The organism is uncultured Planococcus sp. (assembly GCF_947501725.1).
Taxonomy (GTDB): Bacteria; Bacillota; Bacilli; order Bacillales_A; family Planococcaceae; genus Planococcus; species Planococcus donghaensis_C.
Window position 1 is genome coordinate 97970 of sequence record NZ_CANMXD010000010.1, and the last position, 17228, is coordinate 115197.

Below are 17228 nucleotides of genomic sequence, written 5' to 3' on the forward strand. Positions count from 1 at the left end.
ATAGAAGTTTTTTATTTTGAGATCAATTAAAAAAATTCATTTTTGTTGAGAAAAATAGATTGATCACATATAAAAAAAAGTGCGGAAATTTAATTCCACACTTTCTTTCTTGGTTTATTTGGAACCCGTGCTCCATGTCATGCCCCATTTGAAGGCTTTATCCATTTCCCGGTGGCCTGAGAAATACTCCACCACTTTTTTGACGCTCAAGGTTTGATTTTTTTCATTTTCAACCAAGGCGATGGCGCACATCCGCTTGCCTTTGCGGTGTTCATCCAGACGGACTTCTACATCCGGGCCGTTTTTTTGCTTCAATGTGACAACTCCATCCACTTCTGCCCAATTCGCTGCACCTTCGTAGATAAAAGCATAGACCAAAATCCGTTTGAATTTCATGAGCTGATCGCCATTGATCCGAAGATTTTCTCCACCTTTGGACGTTCCAGTGCGGTCATCGTGGTCAAGTGCAATATAAGGCAGCTGCTTCAAATTTCCGAAGGTGTTGCCGAGCGCTTGGACCACGCCTTTAGAGCCATCCTCCAACTCAAACAGACAGCCCAGATCCAAATCCACTGAATTGCTGGCATTGAGGATCGATGACAAAAAGCCGCCTGCCGTTTTTTGCGTCCAATTCAAATTCACGACGATTTCACCTAATGGCGAATCGGTTTTGTTCAGATTGATCTTGTCTCCTGCTTTTTTCAGTTCCACCTTTTTCAAGTTGATCGAAGCGGGTTTCGGACTTGCAGCTCCTGTTTTTACAGGTTGCATGGTTTTAGCTAATGCATCTGCGGGCAGTTCAAGATGAAATTGCCGGCACAGTTCCCCAAGGTCTCCGGAAACGCTTTGGCCGATTGCGGAAAACTTCCATTCCCCATTGTGCAGATAGACTTCCCCTGCCAAAAGGGTAAGGTCCTTGCTGAACTCTTTGCCCAAATCGTAGCGGCATACTTGTTTTTTGTTTTGGTTATCTTCAATCCGTACGTAAGCGTTTGAAACTTGTCCGAAGTCCTGCTTTTTAGCTGCCCCTTCATAGATGCTGATCGCCACCACAATTCTTCTGATTCCTGCAGGGACTTTCTCCAGATCAACAGTAATCTGTTCGTCGTCTCCAGCACCGGCACCGGTCCGATCGTCCTTCGTCAGCTGCACTGCGTTTCCGCCGCCAGTCAGATTATTGTAAAAAACGATATTTTCTTTCCCGACAATTTTCCCTTCAGCATCCACCAGCAAAGCCACCGCATCTAAATCGATGGACGCAGCTGTTTGGCTGACGTCCCAGCCCAATCCGATTTTCAATTGCTTTAAGCCAGGATGCGCCTTGGTTAGGTCCACTTTTTGTCCTTTGATCAATGTCACCATTCATTTTCCTCCTCAATAAACCTCTATCTGATTCAACTATACTGCAACTATATTCTATTTTCACTCAACGATATTCTTGTGACCGAAAAAACTCCCGCAAGGACACAGCCCTGCGGGAGTTTGCTATTTTTTACAGCGGACGGTAATCAGGCTGCAATTGCTTTAAGTTTCTGTACTTGATGATTTGTGCCACATACCATAACAGCACAACCAGAGTGATACAGGCCCCGATAATTGCGGAAACCTGATAATCCATGTTCAAGCCTTCCGGTGCATAGAAGATATACATGGATACGACGGCTGTCATGAAAATCGCAGGGACTCCTGCCACCCAATGGAATTTGAAGTTTTTCATCAGGTAGACGGCAGCTGTCCATAGCATGAATGTGGCCACCAGCTGGTTGGTCCAGCCGACATATCTCCATAGGAATGTGTAGTCGATCGTCGCCATGTAGAAGGTTGGAATGGCCAGTGGAATGGTCACCAATAGAATCTTCACTTTGCCTTCCATATTCACAAACTTTGCCAGGATATCCGTCAAAATCATTCGTGAAGAACGAAGCGCGGTATCCCCAGTAGTAATCGGCAAGATGATGACACCGAAAATAGCGAGCAATCCACCCATCGTACCCAGCAAGGAAATCGAAATCTCATTGACTACGCCTGATGGGCCACCAGCAGCAAGTGCTGCTCCCAAACCTTCAGTACCATTGAAGAAAGTCATGCCGGCAGCTGCCCAGATCAAAGCGATGATGCCTTCGATGATCATAGCTCCGTAAAAGATCTTGCGGCCGTCTGTTTCTTTTTTCATCGTACGTGCAATGATCGGGCTTTGCGTGCAATGGAATCCTGATATTGCACCACATGAAATGGTCACCATCAATAATGGCCATATCGGCAGATCTCCCGGGTGCAGGTTAGCGAATGTAAGGTTCGGCATCGGTTTTCCGGAGAAAACCAGCGCAATCGCAACCGCCACCGCCATGAACAGCAGGATTGCTCCCAACAGCGGATAGATGCGGCCAATCACTTTATTGATCGGCAAAATTGTCGCCAGGATAAAGTAGAAGAAAATGATCACTAAAGCAGTCATAAAGTTAATCGGCGTAATTTGTGCAATCAATTGCGCAGGCCCTGCGGTAAAAGCTGCAGTCACCAGCAGCATCAAGACCAGTGAGAGTCCGTTGATGAAGACTTTAGCATTCTTGCCCAGGTACTTCCCTACTAATGTCGGGAACTGTGCACCTCCATGGCGCATGGACATGACACCTGAAAAGTAATCATGCACCCCTCCAGCGAAAATACAGCCGACAACGATCCAGACAAATGCTACTGGACCATATAACGCCCCGGCAACCGCTCCATATATGGGGCCAAGGCCGGCGATATTCAGTAATTGAATCAAATTCCCTTTCCACCAGCTCATTGGAACAAAGTCCAATGTGTCTGTTTTGGAATAGGCGGGAGTCGGTGTCTTGTCATCAACGCCAAACACACGCTCGATGAATTTCGAATAGAATACATAACCTAAAATAAGTAAGGCCAAGGCTGCAAAAAAAGTAATCATGTGGCGGTTCCTCCTGATGTTGTTGTATAAGCATAAATCATGATAACATGTTTTTTAAATATATAAACATAATATTTAGAAAAAAACAAATTCACTGTAAAATAACTATAAAAGACAAACTAAACTTTTTTAACTGATTTTATAGACCTATCTAAGAATTTTTCGTTTGAATTGAATAGTATTAAACATTAAAAAAATATAAAAATATTATACTCAATTAATTTTCCAACAAAAAAACGTACAGAAAGATTCTTCTGTACGCTCTTTCCCTTATTTATTTTGTCCGGATTCTTGCTCTTCGGATCCCTTGAATGACATCTATGGCTGAGAAAATAATGACAGCCACTAAAACACTGCCAATCAGCCAATTGAGGCCAGCCGTACCGCCGAAAAGGTCCGTAAGCCATTGCTGGAACGCTGCGTTGATCAGATTGGAATTGGTGAAGATCAGGATAAACACAAGTACCGACGTTGTCTGAACAAAAGCGTTGAAAAGTGCCAATTTATTTGTCCATTGCAACGCGCGCCATTGATAGACTGCCAATGCAATTTCGAGGACGACGACGAGTATGATCAATGGCCAATAGGAAATCAGGATATCCTGATTGAAGATCGGCGTGGTGAATTCCAGACCTCCCTGCTGCCCCTGCTGGTATATCCCAAGCAGTTTATCCGCATTGAAATAAACCGTTGTCCAGATTGCCGTCCAAATCAGGCTGCCGAATATTTGGCTTCTTGGAATCTTTTTTTCTTTTAAGATAAGCGGCCGCTCCGGAAATTCCTTGAGATCATCCGGTGTCCATTCTTCAAAATTCAAGGCGAGCGGCCTTTGTGATTTGGAATGTTCCGCGCGTTCAACAATCACCAGCACCAGGGTCAACCAGAATACTGCCTGAATTACCGCATTGACGATTCCTGAAATGATTCCTCCAATTAAATTTCCGATGATCGTCAAGACCGGCTCTTCTCCTGCTCCTGAAACGATTGTAACGATAATGATGACAATGGTGGTCACCGTAATGGCAATCGGCAGGACGAGCTTCAGCAGCTGGAGGTAGAGGTCATAATAACGGGGCCCGATCAAATACATGGGCCGCTCTGCATAGCGGCTGGCCAGAACAGCCGGATGGCCCAGCTCGGAAAGGGCATTTTTGACATCCTGTTCCGTATAAGGATCCGGCAGCATCTTTTCAATTGTCGACCGCAGCACCTCTGCAACTTCGGTCCGTTTTTTTTCCGGAATCCTCTTCGTTACTTCCCCGATATACAGTTCAATCAATTTCATGGCAAACCTCCCCTTTATACAAGCTCTACCGATGCTCCCATTTTGTTCTATCATACACCCTTATTTTCTTTTAAAAAATAGTTCCGCCTTCTTTTTTCAATATATTCCGTCAACTCCGATAATAAGTGAATACAGCAAAAAGCAGACCCATGTCAATGAGCCTGCCCCGTTTCTGCAATGCTTTATCCCTCACTTCAACAGCAGTGGCCGATGCAGAAATTCGTTACTGGATTGAACTGTGCCATCATTCAAACTGCGTACTGAATTCCAACGCTTCTGCGATTTTATTGTCCTGACTGTCAAAGACATCACTTGTGGTGATCGATGCTGAATCAAAACTGCCGTCTTCAACAATAAAGCCGATATTGCCTCGCTTGGTTTCACCTGCTGCGAGTTCACCGTTCAACTCTTCCAAGTAAATATCATCTTCCCAAAGTTTTGTTTCTCCTTTGGCCGTTTCCATCAAAGCCACAGGCGCAAAATAAACCGGTTCGTCGGATGTATTGGTGACCTCCACAAACATTTTCAGGACTTTGAACTCCTGATCATGCGTATAGGAGTGAAAAAAATCAATCAGGCTGTAATCCGGTTTGAGCTGTAGAATTTTCGATTCCGCCAAGGTCAGTTCCACCGGACCGACTTCAGCTGTCTCACTGTCCATATTCACCGCTTCAACAGTTGCTTCCCCTTTGGCATCCCGCTTGTGTTGGCCGGCTTCCTGCAGCATGCGGTCATCCGTCACCTGGGGGCTAAGGACATAGTCTTCGTAATAGCCGGGGATTTCGTTTTGCTGGCCGGCTGCTGAAACGGCCATTGTTGAATCTGCCTGTTCCGAACACCCTCCGAGCAATAGCGCGGAGAGGCCTATTAAATAAACGGTCTTTTTCATGTCAGTTCCTCATTTCACTGCTGTTTTTACTGGTTTACTTATCATCGATCTCCACTTTTGCTTTCAATAGGTCAAAGATGATTTTTGCATGGTCGGTATTGTCGAGCTGTCCGGCAAACTTTTCACTTGCAGGTCCGTATGCATAAACTGGAACATCTTCCCCAGTGTGCCCGCCGGTTGTCCACCCCGTGTGTGAACGCTTATCGAAAATCTTTTCAATCGAATTATCGATCGCTGTGAAGTTTCCGCCCGCTGCCGCTTTTTTAACTGCGTCGATTTCTTCAGCTGTCAGGTCAAGGTCGATATACTTGCTTAACGTTTCTTCTACGCCGGCCCCGCCAATGATTTTTTCAGCCATGAAATCAGGTGTGCGTTTTGCCGCTTTGATCGGCTCTCCAAACCAGTTGTAGATTCCATCCGAACCAATGGAAAAGCCGCCAGTTGAATGGTCCGCCGTTGCGACGACCAAGGTATTGCCATCTTCTTCAGCAAACTTGATGGCCGCCTGGAACGCTTGGTCGTAATCTTCCATCTCGCTCATCGCACCGACAATGTCGTTATCATGTCCTGCCCAATCGACCTGGCTGCCTTCCACCATCAGGAAGAATCCGTCTTCCTCTTCCGATAACCGATCGATGGCCGATTCTGTCATGTCGGCCAATGAAGGGATGCTGTCGTCACGGTCAATCATTTTCGGAAGGCCCGCCGGCGCAAACAAGCCGAGTACTTGCTCGTCATCGTTGCTCAACAGCTGTTCCCGGCCTGTAATATAGCTGTAGCCGTCTTTCTGGAACTCTTCCGTAAGATCACGATCTGTCCGTTCAAACAAATCGATGCCTCCACCCAGAAGTACATCGACTTTGTGCTCTCCATCGATCAACTCGTCATAGTAATCATCTGCAATGGCATTCATGTTTTTCCGAGCGATGTCATGAGCGCCGAACGATGCGGGGGTGGCGTGTGTAATTTCGGAAGTTGCGACCAATCCTGTCGCTTTCCCTTTTTCTTTGGCAGCCTCAAGGACTGTCTTCACTTCACTCTCATCGTTGTCGACCGCAATCGCATTGTTGTAGGTTTTTATGCCGGCAGCCATCGCTGTGGCGGATGAAGCGGAATCCGTGATGTTTTGTGCAGGATCTTCCGGATATGTCGATTGCTGTCCAACCAAATAAGAATCGAATGACATGTCTTCGACCAGCTTGGTGGAAGCATCGTCCTGCAGATAACGGTAGGCAGATGTATAGGATGTTCCGACTCCGTCACCGATCAGGAAAATAACGTTCTTCACTTCGTCTTTATTGCCGCCTTTGCCTTTGCCCTGGCTGTGCTCAGGTGCTTTTCCCTGATTATTTCCAGGAGCCTTCGCTTCGGCTGACAAAGTAAACGAACTTGCCCCCGTCAGCGCCACTGCTGAAGCTAAAGCAATCGGAAGTACTTTCAATTTCAAGTTTCTATGTATCATTTGTTTCCCTCCAGTCATTTGATGAACAATTTCAGTATAGGATTTGATTGTTAAGCGCTGACGGGAAAATTGTTTAGTATTTGTAAACGGTGAAAAACAGGTATTTTTACGCAATATAAAAAGCCCGGAAGAATTTCCGGGCTTCAGATTATTTGGCAGTTGATGCGGTTGCATTTTTTGCAAAGAATATATAGGCCAACAAGGCAATCAAGCACATGATGAAAATGACCAGTCCCATTGGAACTGCCGTATCTTCTCCTGCAATCCCTACTAACGGCGCAGTCGCTGCTCCAAGAATAAACGGCAGCAAGCCAAGCAATGCCGAAGCACTTCCTGCTACATGGCCTTGGCTTTCCATGGCCAGAGTGAAAGCGGCTGTCCCCACTACGCCAATCGACGTGATGAAAAAGAAGATAGGAATGACGACCGCCCATAAAGGGCCATCAAGCAACACGACGGCCAATAAAACAGCACCCGCAGTCGTGGCAGTATAGAGCGCGGTTTCCAAAAACCGTTTTTCAGACCAAATATACGAGAAGCGGCCAACAGCATAACTGCCGATAATCAGTCCGATGCCATTCATACCGAACAGCAAGCTGAACGTTTGCGGCGATACTCCGTACACATTCTGATAGATGAAGGGAGTACCCGACACATAGGCAAAAACACCACCGATCAGAAAACCTTGTGCCAACGCATAGCCTGTGAACTGCCGATTCTTTAAAATTCCTGCAAAATTGCTGAAGGTCGTTCCCAGGTTGCTTGGAACCCTTTTTTCAGGCGGCAAGCTTTCCTTCAGACGGAGGACTGAAACGAGCAAAAGGATAATTCCCAGAACCGTCAGTACCAGGAAAATCCCTCTCCAGTCTGCAAACAGCAGGACTCCACTGCCGACAGAAGGTGCCAGCAACGGCACCAAGTTGTTGACGACCATCAATAGAGCGAACAACCTTGTCAATTCCGCCCCATTGCTGACGTCCCGCACTATTGCCCGGGAAATAACCAAGCCACCGGAAGCTGCGAAGCCCTGTACGAAACGCAATAGAACAAATATGTAGATGTTCGGAGCAAATATGCAAGCCACTGAAGCTACTATGTAAGCAATCAGCGAAATTAGGAGTGGCTTTCTCCTTCCCTGCACATCACTAAGCGCTCCTGTGATCAATTGGCCTAACGCGAGTCCAAGCAGACACGCGGTCAAGCTCAATTGAACAGAGGTGGCATTGGTTTCATAGACATCCGCAAGAATTGGGAAAGCCGGTAAGTACATATCGATTGTGAATGGAATCAACGAAGTCAGTGCACCCATCAACAAAATAAAATGGACGCGTTTTAAGCCAGTCAAACTTTCCAATGCTTACACCTTCTTTTCTATCAGTAAAAAACTATATAAATCATTTTCTCAAGTTGTTGAAGAATCGCTCCACGCATGAAAATTACCGTTTTCTAACATAACATAAAAGCTCCTGTCTTTCTTTAACTATGTTCTCTCTTAACCAACTTTTTAAACCCTCAATTAAATAAGACAGCTAAAAACCCATCACTGCCAAGCTATCCCAACGGATAACCAGACAGCGACGGGTTTCAGAAATGCTAATGGCTAAAGAGAAACTTCCCGATTATTTTACTTCCACAGTCCAGCCCAGTGTATCTTCAATCTTGCCTGTCTGGATTCCTGTGATTGTATCGTATAGCTTTTGTGATAATTCACCGATTTCGTGGTTGTTGACGATCATCTTCTTGCCTTTCCAGTTCAGTTCCCCGACTGGAGAAATAACGGCTGCCGTCCCAGTGCCGAAGACCTCTTCGACTTGGCCGGCTTCATAGGCTTCGTACAGTTCATCGATGGAAACACGTTTTTCGGTCACGGTGATTCCCCATGTGCCGAGCAATTCGATGATGGACATGCGCGTGATACCTTTTAGGATACTGCCGTTCAACTCAGGCGTAACCACTTCACCGTTGATTTTGAAGAAGATGTTCATGCTGCCGACTTCTTCGATGTATTTCTTTTCGACGCCATCCAGCCATAGGACATCCGCGTTGCCTTCTTTCTTGGCATTGGCCTGCGCCTGGTAGCCTGACGAATAATTTCCTGCCGTTTTAGCCATACCGGTTCCGCCTTTTACTGCGCGGGTGAATTTATCTTCTACATGGATGACAACCGGGTGAAGGCCGCCTGGGAAATATGAGCCAACCGGTGACAGGATGACCATGTATTTATAGGTTTGAGACGGTCCGACTGCAAGATTGGCGTCTGTTGAAATGATGTAGGGACGAATATACAGGGAAGTTCCAGGCGTTTTCGGAACCCAGTCTTTTTCAAGTTTGATCAATTGCGTCAAATGCTCCAAAGCCTGTTCTTCATCGATTGCAGGGATGCTCAGGCGTTCACTTGAAAGGTTCAGACGCTCAAAGTTCTTTTCGGGACGGAACAATAAAATGCGGCCATCCTCTGTATGATAGGCTTTCATGCCTTCAAAAACCGTTTGCCCGTAATGGAAGATCATCGCCGCAGGGTCTAAACTGATCGGCCCGTAGGGGACAATTTTCGGATCATACCAGCCTTTTTCTGTTTCATACTCCAGGATATACATATGATCTGTAAACGTAGTCCCGAATGGCACCTGGTCTTTCACCGGTTTTTCTTTTTTGTTGGTATTTTCAATAACTTCAAGCTGATATGTAGTCATCGTCAGGACTCCTTTGTAAAAATAATTTTAATTATCAGTAATATGAATAATTATACACGTTCTTTCCGCCCTTTAAAAGCTTCGCTGGCTACAATTCAAAAATTGCGATAAAAGACCCGTTCCTTCCCAAAACAAAAAGACCATTCAGCGAATGATCTCGATAAAGTGCGCAAGGATTTTGGCGGTAAGCCCCCAAATGACCTTGTCTCCATAAATATAAAAGTATTCATCAACCTGGCGCGTCCGCCAATTATAATTTTCCCCTCCGGCAATCAAATCGTAGGGAAAGCTCTCCTCCGGTTGAATGTCAAAATTGATGCTGTATACTTTCGGCTCTTTTTCCAGGAAGAACGACAGCGGCACCGTAAAGATGCTGTCGACTTCGGGCGGGTTCGGCTCGAATACAGCTTCCGGATCAATGATGCCGGCAAACGAATACACAATCATCCCAAAAGGCGAAACAATATAGTCTAGTGGAAAGATATCCGAGATTTCGGCTCTTTCTATTCCAAGCTCTTCGATTGTTTCCCGGACGGCCGTGTCTTCTTCCGTCTGGTCCTGAAAATCAATTCTTCCCCCGGGAAAACAGATTTCCCCCGGCTGGTTTCTTAAGTCATAGGAGCGAACTTCAAAGAGGACATGAATTTCTCCATCTTTTTCGATAAGGGGTAAAAGAATTGCATATTTTGAGAAATCCTTATTTCCTAATACGTCAGGAGTACGGTTTTTCACTTTTTCCAGCATGCTTTTCGGATCCATATCAACACCTCAGCTCTCTTTCAACCATTTTACCAAACCGAGCGCCATAATTCCTTTTCGACGATGATTTTTATGCGGTGCTCCGGATAAAAAAGACACTTGCCAGAAGGATGGGCTATATCGTCAGGATTTCCCGGATATCCTCTGCCGACATCGCCTTCAGCGGTTCTTCCCCTGATTGGATCACCTCATCGATCAGGTTTTTCTTTTTCATCTGCAGCTCATTGATTTTCTCTTCGATGGTGCCTTTGGCGACCAGCCGGATCACCTGCACTTCCTTTTTCTGTCCCATGCGGTGCGCCCGGTCAGCAGCTTGCTGTTCGACAGCGGGATTCCACCAAAGATCATAAAGGATGACTGTGTCGGCCCCTGTCAAATTCAGGCCGGTACCGCCGGCTTTCAGGGAAATCAAAAACAAATCACCTTGTCCTTCATTGAATCGGTTGCATAGGTCCACCCGTTCTGCGGGCGGAGTCTGGCCGTCCAAATAAAAATAAGGAACTCCTTCTTTCGCCAATTGATGGCCGACGATGCCGAGCATTTGGGTGAATTGCGAAAAAACCAGCACACGCCGTCCGGATAGCCGGCATTCCTCCACCAGCTCCATCAATTGATCGAATTTGCCTGACCCGCCATCGTAGCCTTCCACGAATAATGCAGGATGGCAGCACAGCTGGCGCAATCGTGTCAGTCCGGCCAAAATCCGGATCCGGTTCTTCTGGAAACTGTCTTTGTTCAGATGCTTCAGCGCATCCTGTTTCAATTCGGCCAAGTAAGCCGCATATAATTTCTTCTGCTCTTTCTGCAGTTCCGAATAATGGATGGTTTCCACTTTGTCCGGAAGCTCCGTCAAAACCTCCGTCTTGATGCGGCGCAGGATGAAAGGGCGCACCCGCTTCTTGATATTGTCACGCCTCATCTCACTGAACAGCCTCCGATTCGGCAGCAGCTCCGGAAACACCACATTGAAAATCGACCATAATTCATCCAGCGAGTTTTCAATCGGGGTTCCGGTAAGTGCAAACCGGTGATCCGCCTGTATTTCCCTGACGGCCTTCGCCGTTTGGGTGACCGGGTTCTTAAAGGCCTGTGCTTCATCCAAAAACAAGGTATGGAAGCTTTGGCTGCGGTACAGTACTTGATCCATACGCAAGGAAGGATAGGATGTGATGACGACATCCAGCCCCTGTGTTTTTTGGATCAAAGAAGCCCTTTGTGTTTTAGTGCCATCAATGATCCCAACTTTGAGTTCTGGTGCAAACTTCCTGAGTTCGTTGAGCCAATTATAGACGAGCGACGAAGGGGCGACCACGAGGACAGGCTGTTGCTGTTTGCGGATTTCCGGCAGTACCGAGACGATAAAGGCGATGCTTTGCAAAGTTTTGCCAAGCCCCATGTCATCCGCCAGAATGCCGCCGAATTTATATTTCGCCAACAGTTTAAGCCAGCGGAAACCGGCTTCCTGGTAATCGCGCAGTACGCCATCCAAACTTTCCGGTATATCAGTATCCAGCTCATCCGGTCGATTCAGGTTTTGCAGCAAGTGGGCAAAATTGGTGCTTGGATCGAGCAGCTGCCCCTCATCCAAAGAAGCCAACAAATGCAGGCCATGAATTAAAGGGATGCGAATCTCTTCCCTGCCGAAATTAGCAGAATTGACGTCCAGTTCGCGCAGAAAATCACTCAATTCCATGAATTCCGCTGTTTCCAAAGACATTAACGTACCGTTAGGGATTCGGTAATAGTGCCGTTTTTCTTCCAACGCCTTCAAGATTTTCTTGATCTCCGCTTCCGGAATGTCCTGCAGATCAAAGCGGAATTCCAGCCAATCGGTGCGCTCACTGATTTCAACTTTCACTTTCGGACCGCCATAATTTTTCTGAACCCGAAGCTTGACGGCTGTCGTCGCATAAATCTGCATCAATTCTTCAAGCACAGGAATGACATGGTAGAGGAAATGGTACTCCGATTCCTCATCCTGCATATAGAAACCGCCGTCCGTCTGCGTAAATGCGCTGTCTTTCATTACTTTCACAATTTCCTGCTCCTGCTCGCGCTGCCTGCGGATTCCTGGATAATGGCGGAATTCATCGTCCGCCTCTTCACATGGATTGATGACCAAATGGCCGTAGTGGAATTCCACTCCTGCCAGCAACCGATGCTTGATGCGGTCGAGATACAGCTTGGCGTGGAGAGGTGTTTCCACCAGCCGTTCCGCTACTGCATCAGCGATATGGACTTTCCCTAAACGCTCCAGCCCCGGCACGACCGTCGCCATGAAATGGTCCATTTCCTCTGCCGGAATCAGCAGTTGGTCAATCGAGCCAGGCAGCAATTCCTTCAATTCCGCCAGACGCCTGGCATCTTCCCCAACCAAATGGATCAAGGCGCCGTCAGCAATCACCAGTTCGTAAGCCTTGAGGATCAGCACTTCCTCCAAACCTTCAACGTCCAGCCGAAAGCCACCGGAGCGGTTTTCATCAAAGTGGAAAGACAGCGGCAATTCTTTTTCGATGCGGATGCCTTCGGTAATCCGTCCAGCGCCCATCAGTTTAACGAAAGGCACAGTCTGCATTAAAGGCAAAAGCCGCTCCCAGTCCGAAGCCGCCAAGACCACCAGATCCGTTTTTTCTGCACTTCCAGCACCTGTAAGCCGTGTTTTCGCCAAGTAATCGAGTACTTTTTCAGTCTCCTCCTGTAAGCGGTGATCTTCTGGCGAGTAATGGAAGCCAGGTGATTCACTGTACGGTTCCTCGGTCCTCACCGCTTCAAGGAAATCACCAATGTTCCCTACAGGTTCCAGTCCGGCTGTTCCGATAGCGAGCCGCAGACCGAGTACATAGCCTGTTCCTTCCACTAGAACCGGAAGCAAACTGAATTCGACTTGAAGGGTTTGCCGCTTATCGAAGTACTGCCGCCTGCCTTTTGTTCCGCTTTTTTGCCGCGCGAATAAATCCAGCATTCTCATCGTTGGGTTTTCGCGTTGCTGCATCTCGTCAATCGCCAGCAGAACACCTGCAATATGATGGCAATAAGTCGTTACAAAACCGACTGGCGGACAACTGCAGGAGGCCAGGATCTCCCCGTCCTGTTCCTGTCTGACACTGACGTGAAATTCGTTGCGGCCGGTGACGATGCCTTTGATCAGCCGGTCGTCATTCAGATCCGGCGAGAGCCGGATTTTGCCGCCCAAAATGTAGGACCGCCCTTTTCTATAAGCGGTCTGTCCGCATAATTTTTTTATTTTTGTTTCATTAAGTGAAAAGTTCATGAGGCCAGTTCCTTCCTGAGATGCCTGAATACCGGAAACCGTTGCGAAGAATTCGAAGCTCTCTCCATTATCGCTAACTGCATGCAGCGAATCAACTGAGCTACTTCTTTATCGTTAATGGCTACAGAAAATCCCCTGCAACAAAGAGTTGAGGGGATTGTTTCACTTATAAAGACTGAGTTAGCTTGCCGACGACTTCTCGATATCCGGAATCTGCTGTTTGATCGCTTCGATGGCTTCTTCCAGGTTTTGCACCTGCAATACCTTCTTTTGCTGGTCCGGGTATTGAAGACCGGTATGCTTGTAGCGGGAATCGTAATAATACTCCAGCAGCAGACGTACCGCAGAGGAAAATTCCCCTGTTTCCAAATCCGCTTCGATCTGTTTCGAAACATCCTGCGGCATCCGTGTTTTGATCCGTTGGAAGGCTGCTATACATTCCTGCTGGTACTGAACAGGTCGGTAATCTTCAATGATCTCTTTGATTCTTTCTTCCATCGGCATGTCGATGATGAGCTGGACGCTATTGTTTTTCAGATCCATCACCCAGCTCGGGATGACAACTTTGCCGATCCGTGAACTTTCAGCTTCAAAAAGCACGAAAGGCGACTTTTCGAGTTCCCGGAATTGCTGGACCAGCAGCGAGTCGAATTTTTTTTGGTTATTCGGCTCAACGCCGATATGGCCGAAAATCGAGCCTTTATGATTGGCCAGCCCTTCCAGATCGATGACGGGATAGCCTTGTTTTTCCAACGCTTTCAGGATTCTTGTTTTGCCAGTTCCAGTCAAGCCGTTCAATACATATGCCTTAAAAGGTGCTTCAGGCTGCTCAAGCTGGTTGATGACCCATCTCCGGTATTCGCGAATTCCGCCTTCCAACCGACTGACATGGACATCCATCAACGTCAAAAGCGTAGCAGTTGTTCGGCTGCGCATGCCGCCTCGCCAGCAAAATACTGTCTTATTGCCTTCCAGCTGTTTAAATTGCTTCACAAATTCCGGCAGCTTGGCCGAGATGATTTCAAGGCCGCGCTCTTTTGCCGCAGCTACACTCTTTTGCTTATAGAGCGTGCCAATTTCTGCCCGTTCCGCATCATCGAAAAAAGGGATATTGATGCTTCCAGGTATCGAAAAATTCTTATATTCGGATGGCGATCTCACATCGATAAGCACCATTTTTTTCTGTTCACTTAACGGGATCAGTTCTTCCACTGCAATATCGCTGAACATTCTTTTTCCTCCAAACACGCACTTGTTTTACTTATTTTATCAGTATACACCCATCAGGATCAGTTTTCGTTCCTGATTGCTTATTTTAACGCGCATGGATTTCCTGGATTTTTTAAAACCCCCAGTGGAATATACGTTTTCCCATCACATATTCCGTGTTATCCACATAATTTATATTCTTTTTAAATGCTTAATCCAAAGCATTTTCCGTTGACACCCCGGAGTTCAAGCTATATGATAACCAAGTATTCCCGACTAACTCACTAAGAAAAGGATGGTTTCATGACTTCACTTACACATGTTCAACCGGTCAACGATGCAAAAGATCCGGTTTTACGGAAAGATACAGCTTTAAACAAACCTCAGGTTTCACTGATTGTCGGCGGCCTGGTGGTTGCGGCTCTATTGATGATTTATCTATTGGCTACTCAACACATAGCACAACCTATTTTGCTGGTCATCGGGCTATTGCTTGGCTATACCTTATTCCACGCACGTTTCGGATTTACTTCTGCTTTCCGTCGCCTGGCATCTGTCGGCAACGGCCAAGCCATGCGATCACATATGCTGATGCTTGCGGTTGCGGTGACTTTGTTTGCGCCGATTTTGGCATATGGCTATTCATTTTTCGGAACTGAAGTTGCCGGCTATGTTTCGCCTGTAGGCGTCAGCTTGGTTGTCGGAGCATTCATCTTCGGAATCGGCATGCAACTCGGCGGCGGCTGTGCTTCCGGTACCTTGTATGCAATCGGCGGCGGACGCACGGTGATGTTTGTGACCTTGCTGTTCTTCATCATCGGAACAACGATCGGCGCTTACCATCTGCCGTTCTGGACAGAGGAAATGCCGGCGTTCGAACCGATTTCGTTAGCCACATCAACTGGCCTTGGCTACGGCGGCGCTTGGCTTGTGTCGATTGTCATTTTCGGTTTGATTGCTTTGATTAGTTTGGCTATCGAGAAAAAAAGACGCGCTCCAAAAATGGCGCCTCTGCCATCCGCTTCTGGATGGAGACGAATTTTCCGCGGTTCATGGCCTTTGTTCGCTGCAGCCATCATCCTGGCGTTGTTGAACGCATTGACGTTGATGGTCCGCGGTACACCTTGGGGCATTACATCGGCGTTTGCACTTTGGGGCTCGAAAATCGCCGCATTGTTCGGTGTTGACGTAGCAAGCTGGGGTTATTGGCAAGGTGCCAATGCCGCTATGCTTGAGTCTTCAATCTTTGCCGATTCCACAACGGTATTGAACTTCGGCGTCATCATCGGGGCGTTCCTTGCTTCAGCGGCTGGCGGCTTGTTCAAGTTCACGAAAGTGAAAGTGGGCAATTTCTTCGCTTCTGTCATCGGTGGCTTGCTGATGGGCTATGGCGCCCGCTTGGCATTCGGCTGTAACATCGGCGCTTACTTCGGCGGTATTGCGTCGTTCAGCCTCCACGGCTACATCTGGGGCATTCTGGCATTGGCTGGAACGTTTGTCGCATTGTATCTCCGTCCATTATTCGGACTGTCGGTACCTAAATCCAATGATTCGGTATGCTGACAACAATTATTCACAAAAAATAAAATCCCCCAAAACGAACACTTTAACAGTGAGCGTTTTGGGGGATTCTGTTGTTTTGCCGTTATTCAATTCACGCTTTTGAGGTTCTTGCTTCCAGTTGTTCCCATACCTTCGATTTCAGGTAATGATAAACGCCATTTTCATCACAGGTGAATTCCGTCACCTCATCGACCATGGCCTGGATATGGTCCGCCGCATTTTTCATCGCGACGGCATGGCTGACATACTCGAACATCTTGACATCGTTGTCGCTGTCTCCGATGGCCAGGGTCTCACAGCCCGTTAAACCGAACCGCTCCAGCATCTGTTTGATACCTGATGCTTTGTTGATGTCTGCAACCATCACTTCGGCATTATGCGGTGAAGACGGAGTCATCGTGAAATCCATCTCTTTTTGAAGTTGCTTGAGTTCAATTTTCCAATCATCGATTTCATCTTTCGTTCTTGCGAAGAAATAAAATTTGGAAAAATGACTTCCAGTAATTTCGTCTGTCCACTCGATTTCCTCTTCAATCGCTTTTTGGCGTGAGATCCATTCGTTGATCTGGACTGAATCGGGCTTGGGGTCACGGACAGCCGCTTCGACAAATGCCTGGTCCTGTTTCAACACCAGCCGAGCTTTGCCATGCGGGAAAAGCTCGTAATAGATTTGGCGTTCCTGCGCCTTGGTAATGATCGTTTCCACCAAATCCAGCGGCAGTGCATGCTCGAACACCACTTCTTCCCCGATGTAACCGGCCATGCCGTTTGAGGTGATGATGCCATCTACAGCAAAGCCTTCCGGAAGCATTTCTGCCAGCTCTTCAGCGGATCTGCCTGTCGCTACAAATACGAAAATCCCTTCACTTCGCAGTCTATCTATGATTTCTTTCGTGTCCATGCTTACTTCGTTGGTATGATTCAAAATCGTCCCGTCCATATCCAAAAAGACGGCTTTAGGGTTAATCGCCACTCCATTACCTCCTGATGTTTAAATACAATTGATATAGCCTCAGTATACGCCTTGGGTTTTTTAAACTCAATGAATGCGCAACAGCCTTTGGCACCAGCAACAGTAATATCTATTACAGACAGACAAGAAATGTTAGAATAAGGCACAGAAGAATTTTCAGATTATATCATGGTTGATGGATGATCCGCTTGCAAA

At 47.0% G+C, this 17228-nt stretch carries 12 protein-coding genes; 1 reads left to right on the forward strand and 11 read right to left on the reverse strand.

Features of this window, described 5'->3' with window-relative positions:
* Positions 1-114: 114 nt before the first annotated feature.
* The 10 genes from Q0785_RS14955 to mnmH all read right to left on the reverse strand — a co-directional run bounded on the left by Q0785_RS14955 (position 115) and on the right by mnmH (position 14518).
* Entirely contained in the window at positions 115-1362 is a 1248-nt protein-coding gene (locus Q0785_RS14955; protein ID WP_298831439.1) for a TerD family protein, read from the reverse strand.
* A 130-nt stretch (positions 1363-1492) separates the two neighbouring features.
* On the reverse strand, positions 1493-2929 hold the full coding sequence (locus tag Q0785_RS14960) for a carbon starvation CstA family protein (RefSeq protein WP_298831442.1): 1437 nt from the start codon (positions 2927-2929) through the stop codon (positions 1493-1495).
* 274 nt (positions 2930-3203) lie between these two features.
* Entirely contained in the window at positions 3204-4214 is a 1011-nt protein-coding gene (locus tag Q0785_RS14965) for a hypothetical protein (RefSeq protein ID WP_298831445.1), read from the reverse strand.
* A 244-nt stretch (positions 4215-4458) separates the two neighbouring features.
* Entirely contained in the window at positions 4459-5103 is a 645-nt protein-coding gene (locus tag Q0785_RS14970) for a hypothetical protein (protein WP_298831451.1), read from the reverse strand.
* 34 nt (positions 5104-5137) lie between these two features.
* On the reverse strand, positions 5138-6565 hold the full coding sequence (locus Q0785_RS14975) for an alkaline phosphatase (protein WP_298831454.1): 1428 nt from the start codon (positions 6563-6565) through the stop codon (positions 5138-5140).
* A 148-nt stretch (positions 6566-6713) separates the two neighbouring features.
* On the reverse strand, positions 6714-7919 hold the full coding sequence (locus Q0785_RS14980; protein WP_298831457.1) for a multidrug effflux MFS transporter: 1206 nt from the start codon (positions 7917-7919) through the stop codon (positions 6714-6716).
* 265 nt (positions 7920-8184) lie between these two features.
* Positions 8185-9258, reverse strand: coding sequence for a branched-chain amino acid aminotransferase (locus Q0785_RS14985; RefSeq protein WP_298831458.1), 1074 nt, complete (start codon positions 9256-9258; stop codon positions 8185-8187).
* Between the two features lie 144 nt (positions 9259-9402).
* Positions 9403-10017, reverse strand: coding sequence for a CoA pyrophosphatase (locus Q0785_RS14990; protein ID WP_298831461.1), 615 nt, complete (start codon positions 10015-10017; stop codon positions 9403-9405).
* Between the two features lie 115 nt (positions 10018-10132).
* Entirely contained in the window at positions 10133-13288 is a 3156-nt protein-coding gene (locus Q0785_RS14995) for a DEAD/DEAH box helicase (RefSeq protein WP_298831464.1), read from the reverse strand.
* Positions 13289-13468: 180 nt separating this feature from the next.
* Positions 13469-14518, reverse strand: a complete 1050-nt coding sequence (mnmH, locus tag Q0785_RS15000; protein WP_298831467.1) for a tRNA 2-selenouridine(34) synthase MnmH — start codon at positions 14516-14518, stop codon at positions 13469-13471.
* A 282-nt stretch (positions 14519-14800) separates the two neighbouring features.
* Here mnmH and Q0785_RS15005 point away from each other — a divergent pair, with 282 nt between their 5' ends.
* Entirely contained in the window at positions 14801-16060 is a 1260-nt protein-coding gene (locus Q0785_RS15005) for a YeeE/YedE family protein (protein WP_223636131.1), read from the forward strand.
* Between the two features lie 91 nt (positions 16061-16151).
* Here the strand turns inward: Q0785_RS15005 and Q0785_RS15010 are convergent, their stop codons facing one another.
* A complete protein-coding gene (locus tag Q0785_RS15010) occupies positions 16152-17033 on the reverse strand; it encodes an HAD family hydrolase (RefSeq protein WP_298831472.1) in 882 nt (293 codons plus the stop codon).
* Positions 17034-17228: the final 195 nt, after the last annotated feature.

Excerpts from the sequence above, each read along its gene's own strand:
- Q0785_RS14975 (WP_298831454.1), bottom strand. The coding sequence starts at position 6,565 with ATGATACATAGAAACTTGAAATTGAAAGTACTTCCGATTGCTTTAGCT.
- Q0785_RS14965 (WP_298831445.1), bottom strand. The coding sequence starts at position 4,214 with ATGAAATTGATTGAACTGTATATCGGGGAAGTAACGAAGAGGATTCCG.
- Q0785_RS15005 (WP_223636131.1), top strand. The coding sequence starts at position 14,801 with ATGACTTCACTTACACATGTTCAACCGGTCAACGATGCAAAAGATCCG.
- Q0785_RS14995 (WP_298831464.1), bottom strand. The coding sequence starts at position 13,288 with ATGAACTTTTCACTTAATGAAACAAAAATAAAAAAATTATGCGGACAG.
- Q0785_RS14955 (WP_298831439.1), bottom strand. The coding sequence starts at position 1,362 with ATGGTGACATTGATCAAAGGACAAAAAGTGGACCTAACCAAGGCGCAT.
- Q0785_RS14970 (WP_298831451.1), bottom strand. The coding sequence starts at position 5,103 with ATGAAAAAGACCGTTTATTTAATAGGCCTCTCCGCGCTATTGCTCGGA.
- Q0785_RS14960 (WP_298831442.1), bottom strand. The coding sequence starts at position 2,929 with ATGATTACTTTTTTTGCAGCCTTGGCCTTACTTATTTTAGGTTATGTA.
- Q0785_RS14985 (WP_298831458.1), bottom strand. The coding sequence starts at position 9,258 with ATGACTACATATCAGCTTGAAGTTATTGAAAATACCAACAAAAAAGAA.
- mnmH (WP_298831467.1), bottom strand. The coding sequence starts at position 14,518 with ATGTTCAGCGATATTGCAGTGGAAGAACTGATCCCGTTAAGTGAACAG.
- Q0785_RS14990 (WP_298831461.1), bottom strand. The coding sequence starts at position 10,017 with ATGGATCCGAAAAGCATGCTGGAAAAAGTGAAAAACCGTACTCCTGAC.